The sequence below is a fragment of the Mucilaginibacter defluvii genome, assembly GCF_039543225.1.
GTDB classification, from domain to species: Bacteria; Bacteroidota; Bacteroidia; order Sphingobacteriales; family Sphingobacteriaceae; genus Mucilaginibacter; species Mucilaginibacter defluvii.
On record NZ_BAABJI010000001.1, the window covers coordinates 897446 to 921308 of the forward strand.

General features: G+C 43.0%; 17 protein-coding genes, 1 tRNA gene and 2 pseudogenes. 11 read left to right on the forward strand and 9 right to left on the reverse strand.

What is annotated here, in order from left to right; translation table 11 throughout:
• Positions 1-149 precede the first annotated feature (149 nt).
• The 4 genes from ABD960_RS04045 (at position 150) to ABD960_RS04060 (ending at position 6446) form a co-directional block, all read left to right on the forward strand.
• Entirely contained in the window at positions 150-2606 is a 2457-nt protein-coding gene (locus tag ABD960_RS04045) for a glycoside hydrolase family 31 protein (protein WP_345329614.1), read from the forward strand.
• A 175-nt stretch (positions 2607-2781) separates the two neighbouring features.
• Positions 2782-3684 (forward strand): OmpA/MotB family protein, encoded by a 903-nt coding sequence (locus tag ABD960_RS04050; protein ID WP_345329615.1) that lies wholly within the window; start codon positions 2782-2784, stop codon positions 3682-3684.
• Positions 3685-3866: 182 nt separating this feature from the next.
• On the forward strand, positions 3867-5963 hold the full coding sequence (glgB, locus tag ABD960_RS04055) for a 1,4-alpha-glucan branching protein GlgB (protein ID WP_345329616.1): 2097 nt from the start codon (positions 3867-3869) through the stop codon (positions 5961-5963).
• 66 nt (positions 5964-6029) lie between these two features.
• Entirely contained in the window at positions 6030-6446 is a 417-nt protein-coding gene (locus ABD960_RS04060; protein ID WP_345329617.1) for a BLUF domain-containing protein, read from the forward strand.
• Between the two features lie 8 nt (positions 6447-6454).
• On the opposite strand, the gene ABD960_RS04065 is transcribed toward ABD960_RS04060, so the two are convergent.
• On the reverse strand, positions 6455-7087 hold the full coding sequence (locus ABD960_RS04065) for a hypothetical protein (protein ID WP_345329618.1): 633 nt from the start codon (positions 7085-7087) through the stop codon (positions 6455-6457).
• A gap of 98 nt (positions 7088-7185) precedes the next feature.
• Here ABD960_RS04065 and ABD960_RS04070 point away from each other — a divergent pair, with 98 nt between their 5' ends.
• Positions 7186-8448: an alkaline phosphatase family protein gene (locus ABD960_RS04070; protein WP_345329620.1), complete on the forward strand. Its 1263-nt coding sequence runs from the start codon at positions 7186-7188 to the stop codon at positions 8446-8448.
• A 406-nt stretch (positions 8449-8854) separates the two neighbouring features.
• A tRNA-Arg gene (locus tag ABD960_RS04075) sits at positions 8855-8928 on the forward strand.
• Positions 8929-9667: 739 nt separating this feature from the next.
• Here the strand turns inward: ABD960_RS04075 and ABD960_RS04080 are convergent.
• From ABD960_RS04080 to ABD960_RS04090, 3 genes and pseudogenes are all read right to left on the reverse strand, one after another.
• Positions 9668-10450: pseudogene (locus ABD960_RS04080) on the reverse strand (recombinase family protein); the annotation flags it as partial.
• The gene (locus ABD960_RS04085) at positions 10398-10766 is read right to left on the reverse strand and encodes a hypothetical protein (RefSeq protein ID WP_345329622.1); all 369 of its coding nucleotides are present in this window, start codon (positions 10764-10766) and stop codon (positions 10398-10400) included. The gene ABD960_RS04085 and the pseudogene ABD960_RS04080, both read right to left, overlap by 53 nt.
• A gap of 518 nt (positions 10767-11284) precedes the next feature.
• Positions 11285-12736: a HEPN domain-containing protein gene (locus ABD960_RS04090; protein WP_345329623.1), complete on the reverse strand. Its 1452-nt coding sequence runs from the start codon at positions 12734-12736 to the stop codon at positions 11285-11287.
• A gap of 192 nt (positions 12737-12928) precedes the next feature.
• Between ABD960_RS04090 and ABD960_RS04095 the strand changes: the two genes are divergently transcribed.
• Entirely contained in the window at positions 12929-13348 is a 420-nt protein-coding gene (locus ABD960_RS04095; protein ID WP_345329624.1) for a helix-turn-helix transcriptional regulator, read from the forward strand.
• Positions 13349-13670: 322 nt separating this feature from the next.
• On the forward strand, positions 13671-14915 hold the full coding sequence (locus ABD960_RS04100) for a putative phage abortive infection protein (RefSeq protein WP_345329625.1): 1245 nt from the start codon (positions 13671-13673) through the stop codon (positions 14913-14915).
• A 197-nt stretch (positions 14916-15112) separates the two neighbouring features.
• On the opposite strand, the gene ABD960_RS04105 is transcribed toward ABD960_RS04100, so the two are convergent.
• Entirely contained in the window at positions 15113-16357 is a 1245-nt protein-coding gene (locus tag ABD960_RS04105; RefSeq protein ID WP_345329626.1) for a relaxase/mobilization nuclease domain-containing protein, read from the reverse strand.
• Positions 16354-16689 (reverse strand): MobC family plasmid mobilization relaxosome protein, encoded by a 336-nt coding sequence (locus tag ABD960_RS04110; protein WP_345329627.1) that lies wholly within the window; start codon positions 16687-16689, stop codon positions 16354-16356. The genes ABD960_RS04105 and ABD960_RS04110 overlap by 4 nt, the downstream gene beginning before the upstream one ends.
• Positions 16690-17260: 571 nt before the next feature.
• Here ABD960_RS04110 and ABD960_RS04115 point away from each other — a divergent pair.
• Entirely contained in the window at positions 17261-18337 is a 1077-nt protein-coding gene (locus ABD960_RS04115; RefSeq protein WP_345329628.1) for a restriction endonuclease, read from the forward strand.
• Between the two features lie 110 nt (positions 18338-18447).
• On the forward strand, positions 18448-19887 hold the full coding sequence (locus ABD960_RS04120) for a hypothetical protein (protein WP_345329629.1): 1440 nt from the start codon (positions 18448-18450) through the stop codon (positions 19885-19887).
• Between the two features lie 119 nt (positions 19888-20006).
• Here the strand turns inward: ABD960_RS04120 and ABD960_RS04125 are convergent, their stop codons facing one another.
• Together ABD960_RS04125 and ABD960_RS04130 are read right to left on the reverse strand one after the other, a co-directional pair.
• Positions 20007-20885, reverse strand: coding sequence for a hypothetical protein (locus ABD960_RS04125; protein WP_345329630.1), 879 nt, complete (start codon positions 20883-20885; stop codon positions 20007-20009).
• Positions 20810-21676 carry a hypothetical protein gene (locus ABD960_RS04130; protein WP_345329631.1) on the reverse strand — a complete coding sequence of 289 codons (867 nt, stop codon included), beginning with the start codon at positions 21674-21676 and terminating at the stop codon, positions 20810-20812. The genes ABD960_RS04125 and ABD960_RS04130 overlap by 76 nt, the downstream gene beginning before the upstream one ends.
• A 257-nt stretch (positions 21677-21933) precedes the next feature.
• On the opposite strand from ABD960_RS04130, the pseudogene ABD960_RS04140 reads away from it, so the two are divergent.
• Positions 21934-23042 (forward strand): annotated as a pseudogene (locus tag ABD960_RS04140) (IS3 family transposase).
• A 149-nt stretch (positions 23043-23191) separates the two neighbouring features.
• On the opposite strand, the gene ABD960_RS04145 reads toward ABD960_RS04140, so the two are convergent.
• The gene (locus ABD960_RS04145) at positions 23192-23713 is read right to left on the reverse strand and encodes a hypothetical protein (protein WP_345329633.1); all 522 of its coding nucleotides are present in this window, start codon (positions 23711-23713) and stop codon (positions 23192-23194) included.
• Positions 23714-23863: the final 150 nt, after the last annotated feature.

Consider the following 23863-nt stretch of genomic DNA (forward strand, 5'->3'; position numbering starts at 1 on the left):
ATAGCGGTAATAATATCTTAAAACTACTTTAACTGTAAGCAAAAAATTTTAATTGGTATATGCAAAAGTTCCGGCGTAATGGTTTAAAACATTATATTGCGTTTAAGTTATGCAATGCGCATTTTTGTAGCACTTACTGATTAATTTAAATGGAAGATAACACACTTAACCCAAAAGAGCTGCTCAACGAGTTTGTTGAAGAAGAAGAAGGGTTCAGGCACTTAAATAATCCGGCCGATGGTATTAAGCCCATCACCAAAAAATATCTTGGCGTACCTACGCACGGCGTTGGTTCGGGCAGTAAATATTACTTTACCGATGGCGATGCCAAGGTGGAGCTGATTGTGGTTAACGAGGAGATTATGCGCGTGAGGCTCGCTCCGCACGGTGTTTTCCTGGAGGATTTCTCGTACGCGGTACCTAAGCTCAAGCCTAAAAATATACCGGTACAGTTTACCGAGGATGATAAGGAATTCCGGGTATCAACCGCCAAGGTGAACTGCCATATCCGCAAGGCCGATTTTTTTATCTCTTTCTCTGACCAGAATAACGTAGTTACCAGCAGCGATGCCAAGGCCATGCACTGGGAGGAGAACACCCAGTTTGGGGGTTACTACGTGTTCAGCACCAAGGAGTGCCACCCCGACGAAAACTTCTTCGGCCTGGGAGATAAGCCGACCGAGCTTAACCTGCGTGGCAAGCGCCTGGTGAACTGGAATACCGATGCCTACTCCTTCGCCTGGAACCAGGACCCGCTGTACCGCAGCATACCGTTTTATATCAGCGTAAATGAAGGCATCGCACATGGTATCTTCTTTGACAATACTTTTAAGGCGCATTTCGACTTTGGCGGCGAGGATAAAACCAAAACCAGTTTTTGGGCCGACGGGGGCGAAATGCAATACTACTACATCCACGGTCCGCACATGATGGATGTGGTAAAAAGCTACCACCTGCTTACGGGTACCCATCCTATGCCCCCGCTGTGGGCGCTGGGCTATCACCAATGCCGCTGGAGCTATTATCCCGAAGCCAAATTCCGCGCGGTAGCCAAAGGTTTCCGCGAGCATAAGATCCCTTGCGATGCCATCTATCTGGATATAGATTATATGGACGGTTACCGCTGCTTTACCTGGAACCGCCGCTACTTCCCCGATCCTAAAAAGATGATTGCCGACGCAGCCGAAATGGGCTTTAAAACGGTGGTAATTGTTGACCCTGGTATCCGTGTGGATGATAACTACCCGGTATTTAAAGAGGGTAAAGAGAAGAAATATTTTTGTCGCCGCAGCGATGATTATTATATGGAAGGCCACGTATGGCCAGGCCGCTGCCAGTTTCCTGACTTTACCAACCCCGAAGTACGCGAGTGGTGGGGTAGTTTGTTTGACGAACTGATTGAATACGGCGTAGCCGGTGTTTGGAACGATATGAACGAGCCTGCCGTTTTCGGTTCGGGCACCTTCCCGGCCGATGTAAGGCACGATTACGATGGCTATCGCGGTTCGCACCGCAAGGCGCACAACGTATATGGTATGCAAATGGTGCGTGCCACTTATGAGGGAATGCGCAAAATATTGAAGAACAAACGCCCGTTCACCATAACCCGCGCGGGCTACTCTGGCTTGCAACGTTACGCCTCGGTTTGGACGGGTGATAACGTGGCCTCGTGGGAGCATTTAAGGCTGGGCAATATACAATGCCAGCGCCTGTCTATGTCGGGCATACCATTTTGCGGTACTGATATTGGCGGCTTTAGCGGCGAGCCTGACGGCGAGCTGTTTACCCGCTGGATACAATTGGGGTCGTTCTCGCCCTTTATGCGCGCGCATTCCGCCGGTGATACCAAGGAGCGTGAGCCATGGAGCTTTGGCGAGCCGTTCACGGCCATCAACCGTAATTTTATTGAATTAAGATACCGCTTGCTGCCGTACATGTACTCCGCATTTTGGGAGCATCACCGTTATGGTTTCCCTATACTGCGCCCGGTAGTAATGCAGGAGCAGGATGTGCTGAAGAATCACTTCCGCCAGGATGAATTTACCTATGGCGATAAGATACTGGTTTGCCCGGTGTTGGAGCCCGGTCAAAAAAGCCGTAAGGTATATCTTCCAAAAGGTAAATGGTACAATTTCTGGACAAACGAGGTGATCACCGGCGGCGAAGAGGTTGAAGTGCCTACCCCGCTCGAAACCATCCCGATATTTGTTAAGGCTGGTTCGGTGATACCCGAATACCCGGTGATGCAGTACGTAGGTGAAAAACCAATAGAGGAAGTAAAGCTGAACGTTTACTACAGCGATTACGAAGCCAACTCGTTCTTCTTTGAGGATCACGGTGAATCATTCGCGTACGAGCAGGATATTTACTCCGAGAAGAAGTTTGTAGTAAACGGCGAAGAAAGCTCGCTAACCCTTAACCAAAGCATGGAAGGCTTGTATACGCCGCGTTATGATGGTTATCATTTCCGCGTGATCGGATTACCATTTACACCGACAAGCATCACCATTGATGGTAAGGACATAACAGATTTTAGCATCAGCGATGAAAAAGTGCTGGAATTTAAATACACCAAAACTTTCCATACTTTACAAATAAGTAAATAATACAGTCAGACGATTAAAAATGGCCGGTAATACCGGCCATTTTTAATTTAATACAACATGTTTTATACCGCAGGTAAATAAGTAATTCAAGTGTATAATTAGCCTTTTAAAACTTTATGGCATAATATTAGTTGAATGTATTGTTAAATATTTTATCACAAAAAATATATACGCTATGAAATTATCATTAACAACAATACCTGTGCTGCTGCTTGCCGCAGTAATTGGCCAGGGTTGTGTAAGCAGCAAAAAATACAAACAGCTGCAAACAGATTATAACCGCCTGGATAGCAATACCAAATCTATGCGGATGAAATACCTCACTACCGAGCGAAATTTAGCGGTAGCCACTAACAAGGTTGAAAACCTTACAGACCAGATTGCTACCGAACGCGCTAACAACAAACAGCTGCAGGCCGCGCTCGACAAATGTTTAACCTCAAGCGGACAGGGTAACCTGAACATCTCCAAACTGGTTGACGAAATCAACGCCTCAAACCGCTACATACAACAATTGGTTAATGCCAAAAACAAAAGCGATTCGCTTAACATGGTGCTTACCAACAACCTTACCCGCTCGTTAAACCAGCAGGAAATGAAGGATGTTAATGTGCAGGTGCTAAAGGGTGTTGTATACATCTCACTGGCTGATAATATGCTGTATAAATCAGGCAGCTACGAAATATCTGACAAGGCAGGAGAGACGCTAAGCAAGATTGCCAAGATCATTAAGGATTACAACAATTACGATGTGCTGATCGAAGGTAATACGGATAATGTGCCTATCGCGCAGAAGAACATACGTAGCAACTGGGATCTGAGCGCTTTACGTGCATCATCAGTAGTTCAGGCGTTGCAAAACAATTACGCGGTTGATCCTAAGCGCTTAACCGCCGGTGGCCGTGGCCAGTATAACCCGATTGCTGATAACAGCACCGAGGCGGGTAAAGCCAAAAATCGTCGTACGCAGATCATCATCACACCAAAACTGGATCAGTTTATGGATTTGATAGGTAAAGCGCCTGATCAGCAAGGCCAGCAGGGCACCACGCAACCGGCTACTACGCCACAGCAATAATTAATTAAAACGCTTATAAAAAAGGAGTTATCCGCACAAACGGATAACTCCTTTTTTATTTTATGCGGATAGCTGTTCGCGCTAAAACAAAGGTGTTTTAAGTATGTTCAATTATGATATATTTGAGTATCGATCATCCTATCTCCACAAGGGGAACAATCGCCTGAAAAAGGCATTTTACTATGGCAAAACAAACCAAGAAAACCGAATCAGAAATAACCGACGTTACTACCCAAAAAGTTAAAAAAGCTACCAGGGCAAGTGCCAAACCGGTACCGGCAAAAGGTAGCGAAACTACAGCTTCAACTACACCGGAGGCGGATAGCATTGTTAATGTAGAACAACAAGCCCCTGTTGCCGCCCATGCTTTTAAAGCAGTGGAGCCTTACAGCCGTTTTACCGACTTTGATGTATCGCTGTTTAAGGCGGGCAAGCATTATAAGTTGTACGAAAAATTTGGCTCGCACGTAATTGAACATCAAGGCGTGGTGGGTACGTACTTCGCGGTTTGGGCGCCCAACGCGCAATATGTTTCGGTAATGGGCAATTTTAACGGCTGGAACCGCGGGTCGCACCAGTTGTTGGTCCGTTGGGATAGCTCCGGTATTTGGGAAGGTTTTATCCCCAACGTTGGTGTGGGCGAAACCTACAAATATTTTATCAAGTCGTCTTCAGGTGAAGAGCTTGAAAAAAGCGATCCTTTCGCGTTGCGCTGGGAATTGCCCCCGCATACAGCATCTATAGTGGCTGATACGTATTACGAGTGGACAGACAAGCAATGGATGAGCAACCGGCATGAGCATAACGCATTGGATAAACCTTACTCGGTTTATGAGATGCACGTAGGCTCCTGGGCGCGTAACCCGGAAAGTCCGGATGAATTTTTAAGCTACACGCAGTTAGGTGATAAACTGGTGCCTTACCTAAAGGAAATGGGCTTTACCCATGTGGAGTTTATGCCGATAATGGAGCACCCCTACTATCCAAGCTGGGGTTACCAGGTAAGCGGCTTTTTTGCAGCCTCATCCCGCTACGGTACTCCGCAGCAGTTAATGGAGCTGATTGAGCGCCTGCACAATGCCGGTATAGGTGTGATACTGGATTGGGTACCATCGCATTTCCCCGGAGATGCACACGCGCTTTACCGCTTTGATGGCTCGCATTTATATGAGCATGCTGATACCCGCAAAGGTTATCATCCCGACTGGAAATCATACATATTTAACTACGGCCGTAACGAGGTAAAGGCTTTCCTGATCAGTAACGCTTTATTTTGGCTTGACCGTTACCATGCCGATGGTATACGCGTTGACGCCGTTGCATCCATGCTATATCTTGATTATTCGCGTAATCATGGCGAGTGGGAGCCTAACGTTTACGGCGGTAATGAAAACCTTGAAGCTATATCGTTCCTGAAAGAGTTTAACGAGGCGGTGTATGCTCATTTTCCGGATGTGCAAACCATAGCCGAAGAGTCTACATCATTTACAGGCGTAAGCCGACCAACTTTCGCGGGTGGTTTAGGTTTCGGCATGAAATGGATGATGGGCTGGATGCACGATACGCTGAAATATTTTGCCAATAACCCGGTATACCGAAAGTATCATCACGGGCAAATAACTTTTAGCACCATTTACGCTTTTACCGAGAATTTTATGCTGCCTTTCTCGCACGATGAGGTGGTATACGGCAAACAATCCATGCTCAATAAAATGCCAGGCGATGAGTGGCAAAAGTTTGCGAACCTGCGCCTGCTGTACAGCTACATGTTTAGCCATCCGGGTACCAAGTTGTTGTTTATGGGTAGTGAGTTTGGCCAAGGGAGCGAATGGAATTACCAATACTCGCTGGATTGGCATGTGTTGCAGTACGATTGCCACCAGGGCATAAAAGAAACGGTTAAGGCGCTTAACCATATTTACCGCAGCGAACCCGCGCTTTACGAAAAAGCATTTGACTGGAGCGGCTTTGAATGGGTTGACGGCGGCAATGCTAACGATTCGGTGTTGGTGTACGCCCGCAAAGGGCACAATCCGGCTGACGATATTATTGTAGTATTGAATATGACGCCAGTGGTACGTGAAAATTACCGTGTAGGGCTACCCGCGGCAGGTACCTGGCAGGAGATATTTAATTCTAACGCACGTGAGTACTGGGGTAGTGGTAATGTAACCAACAACCAGGTGCAAACCGAGGCGGTGGAATGGCATGGCAAACCGCAATCTGCCAGCGTTTCGTTGCCGCCGTTGGGCGCGGTTTACCTAAAAAGAATATCTTAATTATAGCTAAAACGTAACAAAAGCGGGTTTTTACTGTTAAATAGAGTAATTACCTGCTTTTTATTTATGTTCAATATTATTTATCTCAGTACGTCAACCACTTTATTAAACGATTTTGAGTTGGCAGAGATATTGTCCGTCAGCCGGGATAACAATGTAATAAACCAAATTACCGGCATGCTGCTTTATGCCGACGGCACTTTTATGCAGGTGCTCGAGGGCGATAAAGATGAGGTGATGCGTACCTACCGCCGCATATTGCTTGACGACAGGCACCGTAATGTGATAGAGCTTGCCGCCGGGCCGCTCAATACACGTAACTTCCCGGAGTGGTCAATGGGCTTCGCCTCGGTAAATGCCGATGTGCTGGAAGAATTTGAGGGCTACATCAATCCGCAAGGCGAAGCCTTTTTAGATACCGATAAAATGAACGCGGCTATTATTATGCTCAAAGGCTTTGCCGAGAATAACAAGATGAACTGATGCTTGTTTTACTTCCTGTAATTAATGGTGTATTCTTGTACAGCTAACGTGTCGCCTTGTTTTAAGCTATTTAAATTACTTGTGCTAAACTCATTAAATACATATCCCATAGCCATGGAGTAACTATTGCCGTTGCTGCGGACAATTTTATACTGTAAAATGCTAAGCTTTAAGTTACTGTTATTTCCATAAGCTACTCTTACATCTTTTCTGCGTGAAGGGTATCCTGATGTTTGATCAACATGTACAATCTCTGAAGTGTACAACACATACGGATCTACAATATTTTCAAAGCCTATAAACAACGGGTATTCGGAGTAAAATAGGTACTGATCTTTTTTTCGTTGTACCGAATACTTAAGATCAAACTTTCCGAAGGTTATCGAATCCTTATTTGTGAAGGTGATGACATTGGAATTGTAGGGTTTGTTATCATCGTCAAGAGTTTTCCAGTTAGCAAGATATTTCCTTATCGCTACTTTATCTTTAAGTTCGGCACCGGCATTAATGTATACACGAACATCACCTTTTTTGCTGATACCGCTAAATTTCAATATATGCGGAAAGCTTTCAATATCATCTTTTTTACAGGCTGACAGCGCAGCCAAGAAGATAAGGATGTATGCGATTCGTATTTTCATGTGACTGATTTAAGTGCGCGCAAATATAACAGAATTGTTATCACGTCTTAATACGGTGTTCATTTTGCTTAAAGGCCTTTTACGTATTTTTGCTACAGATGAAAAATGTTCTTGTCATACTTTTCTTACTGCTCGTTGCAAGCGGCTATGCCCAAACAGATACCACGCAGCAGATTATCGCCGGGCGCAAAAACAGCATCGAACAGCAAAAAAAGCCCTATGTTATCCTGATATCGTCAGATGCTTTCAGGTATGATTTCGCGGATGAATATAAGGCCCAGCACCTGCTTGCCTTTGCTGATAGCGGAGTGCGTGCCGCTTCCATGATACCGGCTTACCCGTCTCTAACCTTCCCTAATCATTACGCCCTTGTAACCGGTTTGTACCCGTCGCATAGCGGACTTGTACACAACAATTTTTATGACCCGAAAACCGGGAGGCGTTACAATAATAACGATAAAAAGGCCGTAGCTGATAGCAGCTGGTATGGCGGTACGCCGTTATGGGTATTGGCAGAGCAGCAGCAAATGCTGTCGGCCAGTTTTTACTGGGTAGCTGCTGAGGCACCGATACGGGGTATCAATCCAACATACTACTATAACTATAACAAACTCATCCCTATTCACCGCCGCATAGCGCAGGTAGGTGAGTGGCTGCATCTTCCGGATGAAAAGCGGCCGCATTTGATCACTTTCTACATGTCAGACGTTGACGATGCCGCCCACAAGTATGGCCCTGACTCCAAAGAAACAGGCGCCGCAGTGCATTTTGTGGATTCGGTAGTAAATGAACTGGTTAAGGTAGCAAAGCAAACAGGTCTGGATGTTAATTTTATTTTTGTGTCTGACCATGGCATGACCCGCGTTGACGACGAACATCCGATGGAATTACCTGTGATTGATACCAATAAGTTTATTGTGGCAGGCGATGGTATTTTGGTGGAGTTATATGTCAGGCCCGGCGCTGATGTGCAGGGCGCTTATAAAAAACTTACGGCCGGGGCTAAAAATTATCAGGTCATCCTAAAAAAAGATATGCCCGTCAAGCTCCATTACGGCGCCGATGATGACCGCTTTAACCGCATAGGCGATATATTGCTAAAACCCGAGTGGCCGCATGTTTTCAAATACATTGGTAAAACGCACATTAACCCGGGGTGGCACGGGCTTGATCCGTACTTGGTGAAAGATGTACACGCCACGTTTATGGCATGGGGGCCGTCGTTTAAAAAAGGCATTAAACCAGGCTCCTTTAACAATGTTAACGTTTACAATGTGGTTACCGCTATACTCGGCCTCAAGCCGAATGAAACTACAGATGGAGACGGCAAATGGGCTGAAAAGATATTGGTGAAACAATAAATTCTGCCTATAATTTTGCTTAAAGGCAGCCCGAAAAAATGAATTGTTATTATCAATACAATGTATTTAAAATGTATGTATTACATTTATTATAATACAATACTATAAGTTTTTAATAATTGCGGCTTTACAAAAATTGTTAAATATTCGCGCGGGTTGTAATTAATAATATTATAATAAGTTTTTTACATTTTTATGGTGTAATTACTACACTGATTTATTATGTTTGCAACAGTAAGTTTTATGCTTACTAATGTGATAAGGTTTAGGTTTGAAGTCCCCAAGCAGCGAGTGTAAGGGGACTTTATTTTTTAAAAGCTTTTTTTGGATCGAAATGAAGCTGTTTTAGTCATTGTCAAATTCACTATAAATTAGCATATTTGCACCGCGAAATAAAACGCAGGCCGGTCCCGTAGCTCAGCTGGATAGAGCAACTGCCTTCTAAGCAGTAGGTCTTTGGTTCGAATCCAAACGGGATCACCCCTTGGGACAAACGAGATAATAAATCGTTTGTCCCTTTTTTTTGCCCCTCTAATTTACTGTTAATCAAGTATATATACTCAAATAATTCCGACGCTTTTGCGGTTCGAACTTTTATTTCCTCAAAAGTGAACTTTTCGGGATAAATCGAACCGATCAGTTTCCGTTTGGCGTACCTGTCTGACTTATAATATATTTTATCTACGATACAAAGGTTCACAAGCGCTTTATCCAATAGCTTTTGTAGTTCACCCATGCTCATATAATCATTCCGCAGATCAGCTATTTTGCCCTCTAATACCTGCATTTCCCTTTCCGCATCTGTCTTAACTGTACGGTAATCGCCAGCATCCAAATCGCCGTTTAACAACAATTCCCTTGCTTTAGTTACCCTGTTATTTAGTGCGGTAATCCTTTCGATATATTGCTTTTTAATGGCGCTGGTGGAAGATGATTCATTGCTGTAAACATCGAGGATCACCTTTTTAAAAACTTCGGCACAAACGGGATTTAAAGAAAAGTCTTTTAGATGGCTTTGAAAGATGCTGTTAACTTCTTCTGCTTTCTCACGGTAGCCGCAAGGTGACTTGCAGTGATAGTAGTGATAATAGCTGGTACGCCCTTTTGATGCGCTGCCGGTCAGCGTACCGCCGCAACGCGGGCACTTTAGATGCCCTTTTAAGGCCAGTTGTTCATCGGCAACTATCTTTACTGCCTTTTTACGTTTGCGCCCGTCCAATACGTCCTGAACATCGTAAAACACCGTTGTACGAACAAGCGGCTCATGTAAGCCGTCCACCAAGTAACTGGCTTCATCTTTCAGTTTTGGAATAACGATCTTGCCGATGTAAGCCGGGTTACGTAGCGCATGCCAAAAGTTGTTCTTACTGCAATCAAGCCCTTTTTGCCTTGCCTGCCGCCATACTTCTGCAACCGTCGTTTGCCCAAAGCTAAGTTCTTCGAAAGCCCACTTTAACGCGGATGCCTGCGGTTGTTTAAAGATGATCGTTTTACGGCCACCTTCCATCGTCCTGTTCTGATAACCCACTGGCGCGGTAGCCATCCAGCGGCCTTCTTTCCGCGCCCTGCGCATCCCGTAAAATACATTTAGTGCACGCCGGTCGTTCTCTATCTCCGGTGCGGTCAGATAGATAGCCAGCATCATCTTATTTTCCGGTACTTCCATGTCCAGCGGCTGTTCAATCGCCTGTGGCTCGACACCAAGATTTTTTAGCGTAGCAATCATTTGATAGGCGTCTGGCGCATTGCGGCTGAACCTGTCCCACTTGGTGAACAGTACAAGGTCGCTCTTGTGCTTATGCTTTCTGAGCAGGCCAAGCAGTTTCGCCCATTCGGGGCGAATAAAAGTTTTAGCCGAATGGTCTTCCATAATGACCTTTCTAACGCTGATGTGGTTGACTTCGCAATACCTTCGTAAGACTTCTTCCTGGCTGCGTTGCGAATAACCTTTATCCGCCTGCTCGTCTGTGCTCACCCTTATGTATAAATCCGCTATCTTCATTTTTAATCTCCTGATTTACAATCAATTTACTCAAAAAATACAATATATCCAAAATTTTCTCTGCCTCATTTTCAGTTATATGGCAGCCTTGTTCTTCAAATAGCTTGATAGCCTGTTCTGTTGTTACATTCCTCTTTTCGCACGATTCAAACTTCATTAAAAACCCAAAAAATATGTTCGTCTGATCGGGTCGGCAAAACAGCTTGCAAACAATGAAGCGCACCACCCGACGATGACGGGCGGGTACTGCGCGGTACCCGCCGCTGCCGGGGTCGAACGCTTGCCGTTCTTGCCAGCAGATAGCAAAGCCCATCATCGAAAGGAAATACCACGCGCACTAAGCATCGCCTTTACGCCCTGAAGGGCTCATAGTATGGTATTCTTATCGCTTAAACAACCGGAGAGCAAGCAGGATAAACTGTCAAGGGTGGCGAATTTAGATGCAACTCAATCGCCATTCACATGCCCTTGACTGTTTTTCCTGCGGAGCTAATTTTGTGTCCGCGATAGGATACCGTCAAACACAACAGTACAAAACAGGAGCAAGAATAGGTAGCAGGTTTAGTAGTAAGATATTACCGTAGGTTATAGAGAATGTCACATAGAACAGTTACAAAAAAATGAAACAGCCGAACAATATCGCTATAACCGCAAATCTGTAAAGCCTGTTATCACAGAACAGTATAACTATGTAACTGACAAAGCAGTTATATGAGAGGTACAAAACGTATTACTGCAAAGGCGGCGAGGCTGGCTACGGCTGGTCTGCGCGTATGCGCTGGAGAGCCGTAGCTTGCCGGAACCGCAAACAAACTACAGTTCAAGCCATGTATCCTACAGATCGGCTGTCAACAGGAATTTATTGTAAATGCGCTTAGTCAGTTCAATAAGCTGATGTACTTTCGTTTTTACCGCTGCTGCCTTCGCATTGTTGGCGGCATAGTTGTCCCTATACCGCACATCGATATAAGCATTCTTTAACACCTGAAACAGCTCCTCGTCCTTCGCATCTTCAAGATTAAATACGCCAGTAAAATCCATAGTGAACATTTCAGTGATAGCGAGCAGTCGTGACAGGTTATGATTATTGATCTCGTAACCAATTACCACACGGATGATGGCGACCAATAAACATTCTGCCGATTGGTGCAAAAGGAACAGCGCGGCATTAGCGGATTTTTGCCGTATGCACCAATCTGCGGTATCATAGAACTGTTTGCCCTGCTGGTACCAGCGGTGCCAATAGTCGGCCTGCTTTAAGGCATCAGGAGAAGCTTTCGAAACGGGAGGCACCGGCAACAGCAGACCGCCCGATAAATAGATTATGGGGCATGATAATGACTGGCAGAAAAAAGGGTTGCTTTTGGCAACGGCGGATGTAAAAGCGCTGGCGTAATGCACCAAGACAGTCACCTTTGCGATTGCTTCACAACTCTGCTCGAGGTTGCCATTCAGATGCTGCGCCTGCCGCTGCTCATCGTCCGATGTCAACACCAAAAGGAATATCTTACCTGATAAATCCGGCCTTACTCCAAGATAGATAACGCATTGCACAGTCTGCACCTTATCCTTGATAACGGTAACCAAGCCCCTAAGCATATCGTTATAGGCCGATGGGATTACAGCATTCAACTGGTAAAAGGTTATGCCGTTCGCTTGATTGCTTGTTATTTCTGTAACTTGTGCGGCGGTTACATCGCGGTCACCTTTACTCTTTAAATGTGGCAGCGCCTTGCTACGCTGGTAGATCAGCCATGATGCGGAATACAGTTTTTGCAGGTTCTCATAGATGGCAATGAAATCAGCCGTAACGACCCAACCTTCGCCGCTGATACGGGACAGGCCATGTTCCAGCCATTCGTATAGCTGAACCCGGTAGTCCGGTGGGCTGTATTTGCTAAAGATGTGCCCGATAACCGAAAACGGATCGCACAGCTCCGCTTCATTCAGGTTTTGTGGATAATCCCGCCATGCGTCACGTTCACTTGAGATTAGGTCTGCGTTTATCATTCCGACAGTCTCGCCGCGTTTCCACAGCACCCACGCGGCTTCTATCAAAATAATGTTCGATTCTTGGAAACTTAACAGGCTGCCGGGATTGCCGTTCCTGCCGGTGTAATAGGTCTTACTGAATATCGCCTCCCGCCATGACGCTAAACGAGCCAACTGGTCGGGTAGCCAGTCATCGTCGAAGAATGCGTCCATGGCAGTTACCGGATCGCCGATCTCTTTCAGGGTAAGGTATTTGATTGGGTTGCCCCAATCGCTTTGCTTATCTGCTTGCATAGTAATTGATTTAATGCCTGTCTGTATTGGCAAGCCTATCAAATTTCAAAAGCAGGTGTTTACTAAACTATTCCTGAATCTTCTATCGAAGAATGGCACCGGGATAAATTAGTTTTGCGATAGTCCTTTAAGCCGCAATAGGCATGAAGGGCATTTTTTACTATATTTGTTTAAGCCTTACATTTATACCCGATGAGTACAACAGCAGAAAAACCCAACCAAATACATCATGGCCGCAACGTAAAACGCTTTCGCGAAATGCTGGGGCTGAAGCAGGAGGCACTTGCTTTCGAGCTGGGCGAGGACTGGAGCCAAAAGAGGGTTTCCCTGCTGGAAGCGAAGGAAACCATCGAGGAAGATATACTGGCGCAAATTGCGGCGATATTGAAAGTTCCTGTAGAGGCAATTAAGAACTTCGATGAACAAGCAGCGATTGTATATTTTAATACTTTCAATGATAACAGTTTTAACAATGGTGCATACAATGCTTACAACTGTAATTTTAACCCAATAGAAAAAATCGTAGTTCTTTACGACGAAAAGGTAGCATTATTAGAGCGCTTACTTGAAAGTGAAAAAGAGAAGGTACAATTATTGAAAAATCGCGAGTGATTACTAAATCAATTTCTACTACAAACTATCATTTCTCTATCTCAAGTTTTTTGTAGATGAAAGCCTTTACCTTTAATTTAGCAGTTAATTCAAGGTCGTACCGCCGAATATGTTCAATAAATTAACGAAATAACACTATCATAGTTTACGTAAGCAACTACTCGTTAAATTAAACCTCACTTTAAATTCCTACGCGTAAGTATTTATTAAAAGGCATACTTGCTCAAGGAAATTCTCAACATCCTGATTTGTAAAAAAATATTATTTTAGCGAGTAGAATACTAATTAACGAGTAGTACTTTTACTAATAAACCTTAATCACTTGACAACACTAATTATAGCATTCACTTTATTCGCCATAGCCTTATCTTGCTTAATGGTGATTGTTTTGGATAAAATCGTCAAATTGCAGAGCCAAGTTTCATTAAAGTCTCTAAAAAAGAAAAAAAGAAAGGTTTTCAGTAACAAAAAGGACTTCAATTGGAAAGTTAAAATTAGTCTGCTTTTTGCCGTGCTTTTGATCTTCTTAGGATTTGGCGCGCCTTTTATTCTTACAAGGAAATCCTTGAATGAAGATTTTGATTTCACAAATACCGGTCAAATTGGTGATACCATTGGAGGGTTAATGAATCCGTTTATAGCGCTTTCAGGAGTGATAGTAACTGGCTTGGCATTTTATATTCAATATAGAGCTAACAAGCAACAACGCGAACTATTTGTGGAGGAACAAGCAGCTAACACTAAACAATTACAAGATCAAATTAATCATCAAAATTCAGAGATTAAGGTACAGCAGTTTGAATCTCAGTTTTATGAAATGCTTAGCCTTCATCGGGATAACGCGACTGAAATGAGAATAAATGGCTATGACTTCAAGGAAATACGCAATAAAGAGGAGGTTTACTTAGATAGGTTTGAAAAGGTAACTGAAGGACGGAAAGTATTTGTTACAATGAAAACCGAACTTGAATGCTTATTTGGGATTTGGCTAAATTTATTCCCAAAACTTGGCAAAGAGGGATTCAAAAAATGTTATTTATTGTTTTTTTCTGGGCTGGATGAGTTTAAAAAGAAGTTTCCAGAGGATGCTGAATTCATTGCTAAGGTAACCAAGGCTAGGGAAAGACACGAAGAGCCGGATATAGATAACATCAAGTTTAATAGCGTAAGAAAAGAATATTTGCCTAAAGCGCAGCTTTATTTCAACTATAAACCATTTTCGGGACACGCATCACGTTTGGGACACTACTTTCGACATTTATTCTTAACAGTTAAGTCAGTCGTAAAAAGCAAGGAAATTAAATCCTATAAAGAGCGAATGCGATACTTGAAGCTACTTCGAGCGCAATTATCGAATCATGAGCAAATTTTGTTATTTTATAATTGGCTTGGGGATTATGGAGAGGCTTGGGAGAATGACAGCAACCGTTTCTTTACTGAATACTGCATGATACATAATTTGTGGCATGACACTTTGTTCGATGATGAGCTAATAGAAAGTGCTGTCAACGAACTTCGTACAAAGAAAACAGATTTAAGGAAAAAAAACATGTTTGAAATCGATTAGTATTTTTCCTGATTTTTATAATTATGTGTCGTTATCGCAAAACAAGCGATTTCATGAAAATAAGTTATTAAAGTACGGTCTCGTAGGTTAATAATATAAAGACCCCAATGCACTCGCTGCCGGGGCCTTCAACCTAAACCTTATCACAAATGCAAGTTGGTCTTGCATTGAACCACGAAATTATAAAATTCTTGGACTTATCGCCTGTTCATTCTGACGTTTCGCTCACGGTGCCGATCTTTACCATAAATCGCCTCATCATCCACATCGTCGCTGATATCAATGTTCACAGAAGTGTCCAGCCTATCAAATTCAGGATCGCTGTCAGCACTATGAAGTAGATCAGCATCCGGTGATTGGCTTTGCTTTTCTTCAATTCCGTTTCTATTGCTTCCACTTTCGTCAATAGCTCTGTCAGTAATTGCTGCCGTTTCATTGCGTCCGATTTGCCATGTTTCAATATTTCCTGTAACAATGAACTTTCTGTCGGTGTTATTTCCGACTTGGGCTGTTCGGCTTTTGCCTGTTCCCACTCCCTCGTCATATTGTTGTTTTGTTCTAACGTTTGCTGCGCTAACCGCCGCGCTGCCTCTGCTTTGTTCATAGTTAATATTTTTGAGGATTTCCGACCATTTGAAACGATTACCCAATGCCTGCCCCCGAATCTTGATACCGTTATGAAAGTAGGTGATGCCGCTTATCCTGCCGGTAGATTGCTGATTGAACAACAACCCGATGCCCTGGCCTTCACATGCCGAAATGAACTCCTGCAAGGTGTTATATCGCGACCGTAATATTTGGCTAACCTTCTCCTGCAACATGATCTTGTCGGATATGATGCCCCGGCGATCCAGCATTTCAAGTTCCGTTTTTGTGGGTGCCTTGCGTGGCGGCATGTTCGAGATTTTTGCGGCATTTAAATACCCTGCTTTCACCTGTCGCTCGGTGAACGGTTTTATGCCCTCAGGTATCAGCCTGCTCGCCGCTATCTTTTGCAGGGCGTATTTGATTTCCAACTCCCGTAATATCGCTTCGGCTTTTTTGTAATTGTTACTATCCGAAACTACACCACCATCAAACTTTATCCTGTTAGCCAGTAGATGCACATGCGCATGTTCTGCATCGTAGTGCCGGAAGATCAGGTACTGGTTATTGTCAAAACCGTTCAGTTCAAGAAACTCGAGGGCAATGGCAAGCATCTTTTCGTTATCCAGTTTGTCGCTATCAGCAAAATTGAGGCTGGCATGATATACATATCTGTTGAGGGAGGGGCGCAAGCCACGCACCACTTCGACCTCTTGTCGGATGAGACGCATGTCCATGAGAGCGAAGTTGCTGTCGAGCAAAATAGCCCGCTTGCTTTCGTCCGGATGGCGCATCTTGTTCAGGTTATACTGCAACGCCCCCATAAAGCTTTTTCCTATTTTTTGAACGGCTATCAATCCAGTAATAGTTTGATGATAAGTTGCTGCTGCTCGGACAGCTCGAGCAGTACCTTGCGAAGCCCATATGGCACCTTGCCGGAATTCACATGTCTTGCAAGCTGGTTGATGTTTATACCGATCTTCTTTAGTTCGGTGTAAACATCAACGTCGATTCTAGGCATCTTTTGTTTAGGGTAACTGCCCCTGAAAATCTTTTCCCGCGCTAACAGTCGGGGGCTTATGCCGAACATAGCTCCAAGCTCATTGAGCTTGCGTTGTTCTTCAAGCGTAAGCCGGATGGTGAATATCACCGACCGCTTTTCTTCTTTCGAAACCTTTGGCCTTGCCATTGTTTGAATGATTTAAAACGCTCTCCTGCGCACACGTCAACTAACGCATGTCGGATAGCAGAGCCTCAACCCCAATCGGGATCGCTACAGATTCTCTCCGTATTTATAAGACGGTGATTAGAGCACCGGCTTTTGGCGCGTGTTACGCCCGCAACCAAATATAACGATTAGCTATCTAAAGCACTTAAATTTCTTCTAAGATGTGCGGAACGAAGTGAGGTATATCGCTTCCCGGCTTGTCCGGGCAAGCCGTTTCGGTATTACCGAAACATTGCTTGCTTTAATTACTTAGATATCAAATATTCTGTTTATATCTGATATAGAAAAGATCTTTCTCCAGCCACTGTAGCTATTTTCAGATTGAGCAAAAAATGCATCTTCATATTCTGAGAAAATTGCCCCACCTCCATTGCATTTAAAGATTCACCGCTTTGTTATGTACTTTCTTAAGTTATTTCACTTTTTCAGTCATTTTTATAGGACCTGAAAATTTAAGGCACGCCTGGCAATATCCACAAAGCGAACTGTATTTTTGCCGTACCAAAAGCCCATTAATCAAAACAAAACCCAGATGGACACCTATTCCTTTTATCTCAAATTTGAAAGTATTGTAGAAAAGCTGCTTCGCGACTTTAATTTTCATATTCAAAAGCAGCAACAGCAGGTGATCGATTCCAAACGGTACCACATCGACCTGCTGATCAACCGTTACAACCTGACGATACTAGTAGAGCTCAAGTTTTACCGCAGCAAAAAGGGTGTGGCCGGCGCGGTACGTGATGCTGGGCAACAATTGGTCAGTTTGCTGAATGCTTATAATAGTCCGGCAAGTGGTTTATTGATTATTGCGGCCTATGCGACGCCCGAACTGCGCGATGAGCTAAGAGCTACAGGAATCATTTTATGGGATCGAAGCGATCTATATAATTTGATCAGGTTTGGTTTAGGGAGTTCCCAGTTACTTGAAGAGTTCGAGCAATTGCTGAATGAAGCTAAACAAGGTTTAGATACAGAAGATGTATTTGCTGATGTAGTGATCAGCAAAGAATCGCCGGACACATATTTCGAACTGCTGGCAAAACATTTTGTTCGTTCAGCAGTGCCGCCGTCAACAGCCCCGAAGAAAGACTATTGTGCCGAGCTCAACGCGATACCAGAAGGTAAAGCTGGCTGGAATAATTATGAGCGCAAATGCATCGAGATTTTACACTATTTATTTGAGGATGACTTAAACAACTGGCATACGCAAAGTTCCACCGATGACGGGTTGAGCAGGTTTGACATGATCTGCAGAATCGTTTCGGCTGATGACTTTTGGAAAAGCCTAATCCAGTCGTTCAACTCCCGCTACGTATTATTCGAATTTAAGAATTATGCTGATCCCATCGGACAGGATCAGATCTACACGACGGAACGATACCTATACGTTCGCGGCTTGCGCGCTGTTGGCTTCATCATCGCCCGCAATGGTGGAAGTGAACGTGCCAAAAGTGCCGCTAAAGGCGCCTTACGAGAGCACGGCAAGCTCATGCTGATCCTAGACAACCACGACCTTTGCGAGATGGTAAAGCTTAAAGCTAGTGGAGGCTTGCCCAATGATTATTTGTCGGTTAAGCTGGATGATTTCCTTATCACATTGAGCAGGTAATTTCATGTGACAGTTTAGAAAGCTGCACGAGGTTATTGGAATCGAAATATTGCTTAAATTTTTTTTCTTTCCCTATTTATTTTTTATGAGTATTATATATATTGCGTCATATGACAGCAATTGAAATGCTTCTTAATGAGCATGGACCAATGATTTCCAGCGAACTCGCGAGAAAACTGGCAAAGGTGGAAAACATAGGCTTCAACACGGCGAGCCAACGGGTGTCAAGGGCAGAAGGCATTGAGCGTGTGCAGGGTTTTTTTAAGAGCAATCAGTCCCTTATCTTCTTGCCTAACCAGCAGCAAGGCAGGGAAGTATTGAAACTGCTTGCGCAACAAATGGAGTTGCACGGCAAGAAATACTGGTTCACGCTGAATGCCCTTAAGTACCATGCAGGGACCGTCAGTACCGACTTTTTGCAAACGTATTCTTATTACCCCGTAGAGCCGGTGTCCTCACACTTTACTTTTGCCGAGGTTATACAAAAATTCGTGCTGGAAGGCATATTGGTTTATGCTCCTGGCACTTATTCTTTTGCGCCTCGGTTGCGGTACAATTCCATGAATGCATTTCTGGGCCAGACGTTGGAAACAATCAAGCTGAATGTATTGGATAACTTTAAAGAACTTGCACGCAATATCGGCTGGGTCTCTTATGAGTCCTTCAAACAATTCGCTACCTACGGAAATTTCAATTGGGCATTCATGGGCGTATCGCCGGTAAGAGGATTAAAGACGGGCAAAGAATTCGGCTTTGTAATCGGTGATATTCTGTTGGGCCGCCCTACCTATAAAAAGGATGTTGAGTTCTTTGTCCGGAAAATTGAAACCGTACAATCTTACAAGGGAGCCTCTCGGGTCATGCCTGTACTGCTGGTCGATAGCCTTGATAAAGAAGCCTTTCAGTATCTGAAAGAAAAAGGTGTCATCATTGGCGTCATTAAAGAACTGTTTGGGGAAAAGTATGCGAAGACGCTTAACGACCTGATCACGATTTTAACCAATGCAGCGGCCAGTCTGGCCAAGAACCCAAACCAATACCTGCAGTTGATCAATGAGCTCCGCAAATACAATGATGGCCTGCTCAAAAATATTAAGGGAGCCCTATTTGAATATGTCGCAGGGCACTACTACATCTACAAGCATGCTTCGCTCGACATGGGCTGGGAGATTGTTGAAAACGGCGCGGCGCATGAAATGGATGTGAGGGCCACCTTTGGGGACAAGGTCATCATCGCTGAATGTAAAGGCCGGATCTCGCCAACTCCTATCGAGGATATTAACAAATTTGTGCGAATCAAGATACCTGCCTTTCGCAGTTGGCTGGAAAAAAACGATACCCATCGGAATAAATCCATCGAATTCGAGTACTGGTCATCGGCCGGCTATACGGAAGATGCTTTGCTCAGGATAGAAGAGCTAAGGGCCGAATATAAACGAAATATAGTCACCTTTCTTGGCCCTCTGGAAATCATGGCTCGGGCCAAAGAAATGAAGAACAAGAAGCTGCAAAAAGAGCTCGACACCTTCTTTTTCAAATCAAACGTATAAAAAAGGGGCTCGGCATAGGCGATCCCCTTAACAAAGCTGAAATTAATGTCAATGTCTGTTCTTCGCAGTGCTGACATCTCTTTTCAATACGACTTCAGATTTGTTCACTCAGTGCTATATTAAAGTTCAAAAAGTTTCTTTGTCACGTTAAAAATGTGATTTTCAAAAGCATCAAAAGAATCGCGAATGCGAATTTTATTTGAATCCGATGAGGCATCATAATAATCGATTATGCGTTGAGGCACACCATAATCGCTGGCAACCTTAGCTTGATCTGAAAAAGCGTTATATTCAAGTTTTGTTAATAGCCGATCCAAACCTTGAACATCTTCGAAGGCCTTAGACTCTATTTGAGAAATAAAGTATTTATACATGGTGTTAAATACTCCCAGATACTTGACAAGTTGGTATTTAAAAGTATTATAAATCAATTCAGACGCCTTACGCATCGCCTTATCAACATCTTCTTTTAAAGTATCGACTCGATAATCAAAAAGGCCCTTGAATCCATCTTTCAAGTAAAAGTATAAAGAATAAGTAATTCGAGAATAATCGCGCTGTATAAATTCGCCACTACTATTCTTGTACGATGATTTCTCCAATAAATGCAAGAAATTTTTATCTCTAACAATTGGTTTTATTGTTTCGATGAATATTTGAAAGCCATCGAAATCAATTTGATTTTGAACAATTTTTTGTACTAAATCCTTAATTTTATTTAACTGCGAGGAATTCAAATTATAAATACCGTCATAAACTACCAATTTATCTTCCCGTCCAATTGTCTTGAATAAATGCATTATGTCGTCGGGTATTCCTCGGTCTTCTTGAAGTTGTTTTACTTGTTGCTTTTTCTCTTTGCCAGCATTACTCAAAAACGGATCAGTGGTCATATCAAGATCTGCTCCATCCTTAGTTACATTTATGTCAAAATTTTTATGTTTAATCCCTCCGTCGTTAGAAGAAATGACTTTATCAAAGGTGTTCTGAATTGACACAATCGACCCTTGGTAATGTTCCATAAATCGACCGGCCCTACCAGCAATGTTTTTGGCACAAAAGCTTTGAGAGGTTTGCTGCCTTTTTTATCAAATAGTGCAATTAAATTTTTTGCAGAGGTGTTTACTCCCTCAGTTATCGTTGTCGTACAGACCAAAATCGTTAGGCCCCCATTTTTGGAATTAAACAATTTGATAATCTCTTTTTGAATGTATTTTGGAACTACGCCATGATGAATGCCAATTCCGCCTTTTAGAGCTTTTATCACGCACCAGTTAACATCATAAATCCTTTCCAAGTGATCTACGAAAAGTTGAAATTCCTCGTGAACCGGCTTTTTGGTCAGCTGCCAAGACAAGATGTAATTAGCATAAGTTTCGACGGTTACTTTCGTGCTGCAATATGCAATCGTTTTGTGTTCATTTTCAGGCTTTCGCAGAAAAAAATTTTTAATTAAAATTTTAAGTCTACCTGATTTTGACAAAATGTTTTTGCCATCTTCAGTAAAGTCAATTTCGATGCCATCTATTACTTGTCTTTTTTTGTTTTTTATAACATCATAAGTTTTACCAACAATTTCATAATTATTTTTATTTATAAGTTTGATTGAATAATTGGCGAGGAATAAATCAAATGACTCATTATAATATGGATTTAATACGTTATCAAAAGATATATAGGGACCGGCAAGCATCAAATCAGATTTAGGATTTCGTAATGCATAATAGATTGCCATCCGATAAGCTAAATCACGGTCGTGTTCTTTAAGTTCCTCCTGATCATTATCCATATATTCATTGTCGATCTTATAAACTTCATCGACAAAAACAAAATCAGGTTCTAATTGAGCACCTTTTTTATCTAAAAAAGACAGATAACGTTCTGGAGTGAAAATAAACACATTTTTCTCGCCATACTCCTCTTTACCGTCACTGAGAGTGTGTATGGAGTAATTATTTTCTTCAAAATAACTATATGTCTCTGTAACCCCTCCTAAAAACCGGACTGCTTAAAGGACGAAAAGTCTTAACTTTAAACAGCCAAACGATGAAGAACTCAATTATTACCGAAGCACAGATTGTAAAAGCCATCAAAGAGTATGAAGGTGGCCGTGAGCTCAACGATGTATGCCGCGAACTCGGCGTGCACAAATCAACCTTTTACAACTGGCGTAAAAAGTATGCCGGTATGGACAGCCAGGAACTGAAGCGACTGAAAGAGCTGGAGGAAGAAAATCGTAAACTGAAGCACATGTATGCAGAGCTGGCTTTAGATCACAGCCTGTTAAAAGACGTACTCTCAAAAAAGTTCTAAAGCCCTGCCAGCGCAAAGACATGGTTGCTTACTTAATGGAATTTCGTCAAGTAAGTATTAGCAGGGCTTGTCGGGTAGTAAAGCTGCCCAAATCCATGTATTATTATAAGAACGTCAGAGATGATTCAGAGACCATTGATAAACTGCTCGAGCTATCTGAACGGCATCCGACTGAGGGTCAGGATTTGTATTACAGCAGAATTCGGCAACAGGGCTTGCTATGGAACTATAAGCGTGTAAGACGGGTTTACCTGTTATTGGGTATGAATCGCCGCAGAAAGGTCCGCAGACGAGTGCCTGCACGCGTTAAAGTGCCATTGATCGTACCTGAACAGGCTGGAGATACCTGGTCTATGGACTTCACGTGTGATGTGCTGATGAACAAAAGAAGGTTCCGAACGCTGAATATCATTGATGATTTTAACCGGGAAGCTATTGCTGTGGAAGCAGCTTATACGATGCCTGCCATGCGGGTAACTCAGATTCTGGAGCGAACCATTCATGAACAAGGTAGGCCAAGCTGCATCAGGGTAGATAATGGCCCTGAGTTTATCAGCAAGGAGTTTAAGGATTGGTGTGAAAGCAAGGGTATAAAAGTCCAGTATACACAGCCCGGAAAGCCTATGCAAAACGGCTATATCGAACGGTTCAATAGAACCTTCCGAGAAAACATATTGGATGCTTACTTATTTGAAGACATCAACCAGGTACAGGTTTTAGCCGATGAATGGATGGAAGATTACAATTACAGTAGGCCGCATGAAGCATTGGGAGGTATTACTCCAAATCTTTTTAAGCGGATGAAAAACATAAACCAACAACAGTATCACAATGAAAATTAACTTTTATCCAATTCTGCAGGCCAGCCCTGTATCAGGTGGCTTTTACTTCAAAGCTATATTCACATGGTGGCATATACTTGCAGTGATTGCTGTATTTATTTTGATAATATATTTAATAAGGAAAAAACTTAAATAACAGATAATTTAGTTTATTTAACACCAGTCCGAACTAAGGGAGGGTTACAATTTAGGTTGAAGGAAATCCATTTAGTTATTTCGTCTTCTTCCTGGATCAACCGATTAAAATCATCAATAAAGTCACTGCAATCTTTTACAAAGTTTTTTGCAACTGCTATGTAATAAGTAAAGTTGTTTGGATCAGTAATCAAAGTCGGATTGATCAAGCTGTAAAGGGCAAACTTTGTTACTTCTTTCCCGAACTCGTCCTTGCTGAGGTTGTTGTTATAATTTTTACACTGAATTATACCATTTGTATCTCCGTTCATGGAGAGTACGCAATCTTTTCCATCATCAGCAACACCAGGCATCAGGCTGATGCGGTTATGTTTCGCCAGCATAGCATTTTCCACGAGCACATCAAAAATGCTGTAGAGCAGTTCCTCAAACCTTTTTGGATTAGGAAGACGGTTATATGGAAATGGTTCGCCTGCTAGTACCGCAGGTTTCTCTGAGTGTGATAAAAATTGGTTTTTGGTTTGCTGATCAGTCATTAATGGTTGCTATAATACAAAGAGTAACCATAAAGATACAAGCCAATCAATACAAAAAAACATGTAATTTACTAACAGTCTAACAAAAAACCATTGTAAATTAACTATTGGTAATTACCGCAATTGTTGTCAATCGGGTTATCGGATAAA

Bases quoted from the DNA above. Each gene is read 5' to 3' on its own strand.
- ABD960_RS04045 (WP_345329614.1), top strand. From the start codon at position 150: ATGGAAGATAACACACTTAACCCAAAAGAGCTGCTCAACGAGTTTGTT.
- ABD960_RS04050 (WP_345329615.1), top strand. From the start codon at position 2,782: ATGAAATTATCATTAACAACAATACCTGTGCTGCTGCTTGCCGCAGTA.
- glgB (WP_345329616.1), top strand. From the start codon at position 3,867: ATGGCAAAACAAACCAAGAAAACCGAATCAGAAATAACCGACGTTACT.
- ABD960_RS04060 (WP_345329617.1), top strand. From the start codon at position 6,030: ATGTTCAATATTATTTATCTCAGTACGTCAACCACTTTATTAAACGAT.
- ABD960_RS04065 (WP_345329618.1), bottom strand. From the start codon at position 7,087: ATGAAAATACGAATCGCATACATCCTTATCTTCTTGGCTGCGCTGTCA.
- ABD960_RS04070 (WP_345329620.1), top strand. From the start codon at position 7,186: ATGAAAAATGTTCTTGTCATACTTTTCTTACTGCTCGTTGCAAGCGGC.
- ABD960_RS04085 (WP_345329622.1), bottom strand. From the start codon at position 10,766: ATGATGGGCTTTGCTATCTGCTGGCAAGAACGGCAAGCGTTCGACCCC.
- ABD960_RS04090 (WP_345329623.1), bottom strand. From the start codon at position 12,736: ATGCAAGCAGATAAGCAAAGCGATTGGGGCAACCCAATCAAATACCTT.
- ABD960_RS04095 (WP_345329624.1), top strand. From the start codon at position 12,929: ATGAGTACAACAGCAGAAAAACCCAACCAAATACATCATGGCCGCAAC.
- ABD960_RS04110 (WP_345329627.1), bottom strand. From the start codon at position 16,689: ATGGCAAGGCCAAAGGTTTCGAAAGAAGAAAAGCGGTCGGTGATATTC.
- ABD960_RS04115 (WP_345329628.1), top strand. From the start codon at position 17,261: ATGGACACCTATTCCTTTTATCTCAAATTTGAAAGTATTGTAGAAAAG.
- ABD960_RS04120 (WP_345329629.1), top strand. From the start codon at position 18,448: ATGACAGCAATTGAAATGCTTCTTAATGAGCATGGACCAATGATTTCC.
- ABD960_RS04130 (WP_345329631.1), bottom strand. From the start codon at position 21,676: ATGGATAATGATCAGGAGGAACTTAAAGAACACGACCGTGATTTAGCT.
- ABD960_RS04145 (WP_345329633.1), bottom strand. From the start codon at position 23,713: ATGACTGATCAGCAAACCAAAAACCAATTTTTATCACACTCAGAGAAA.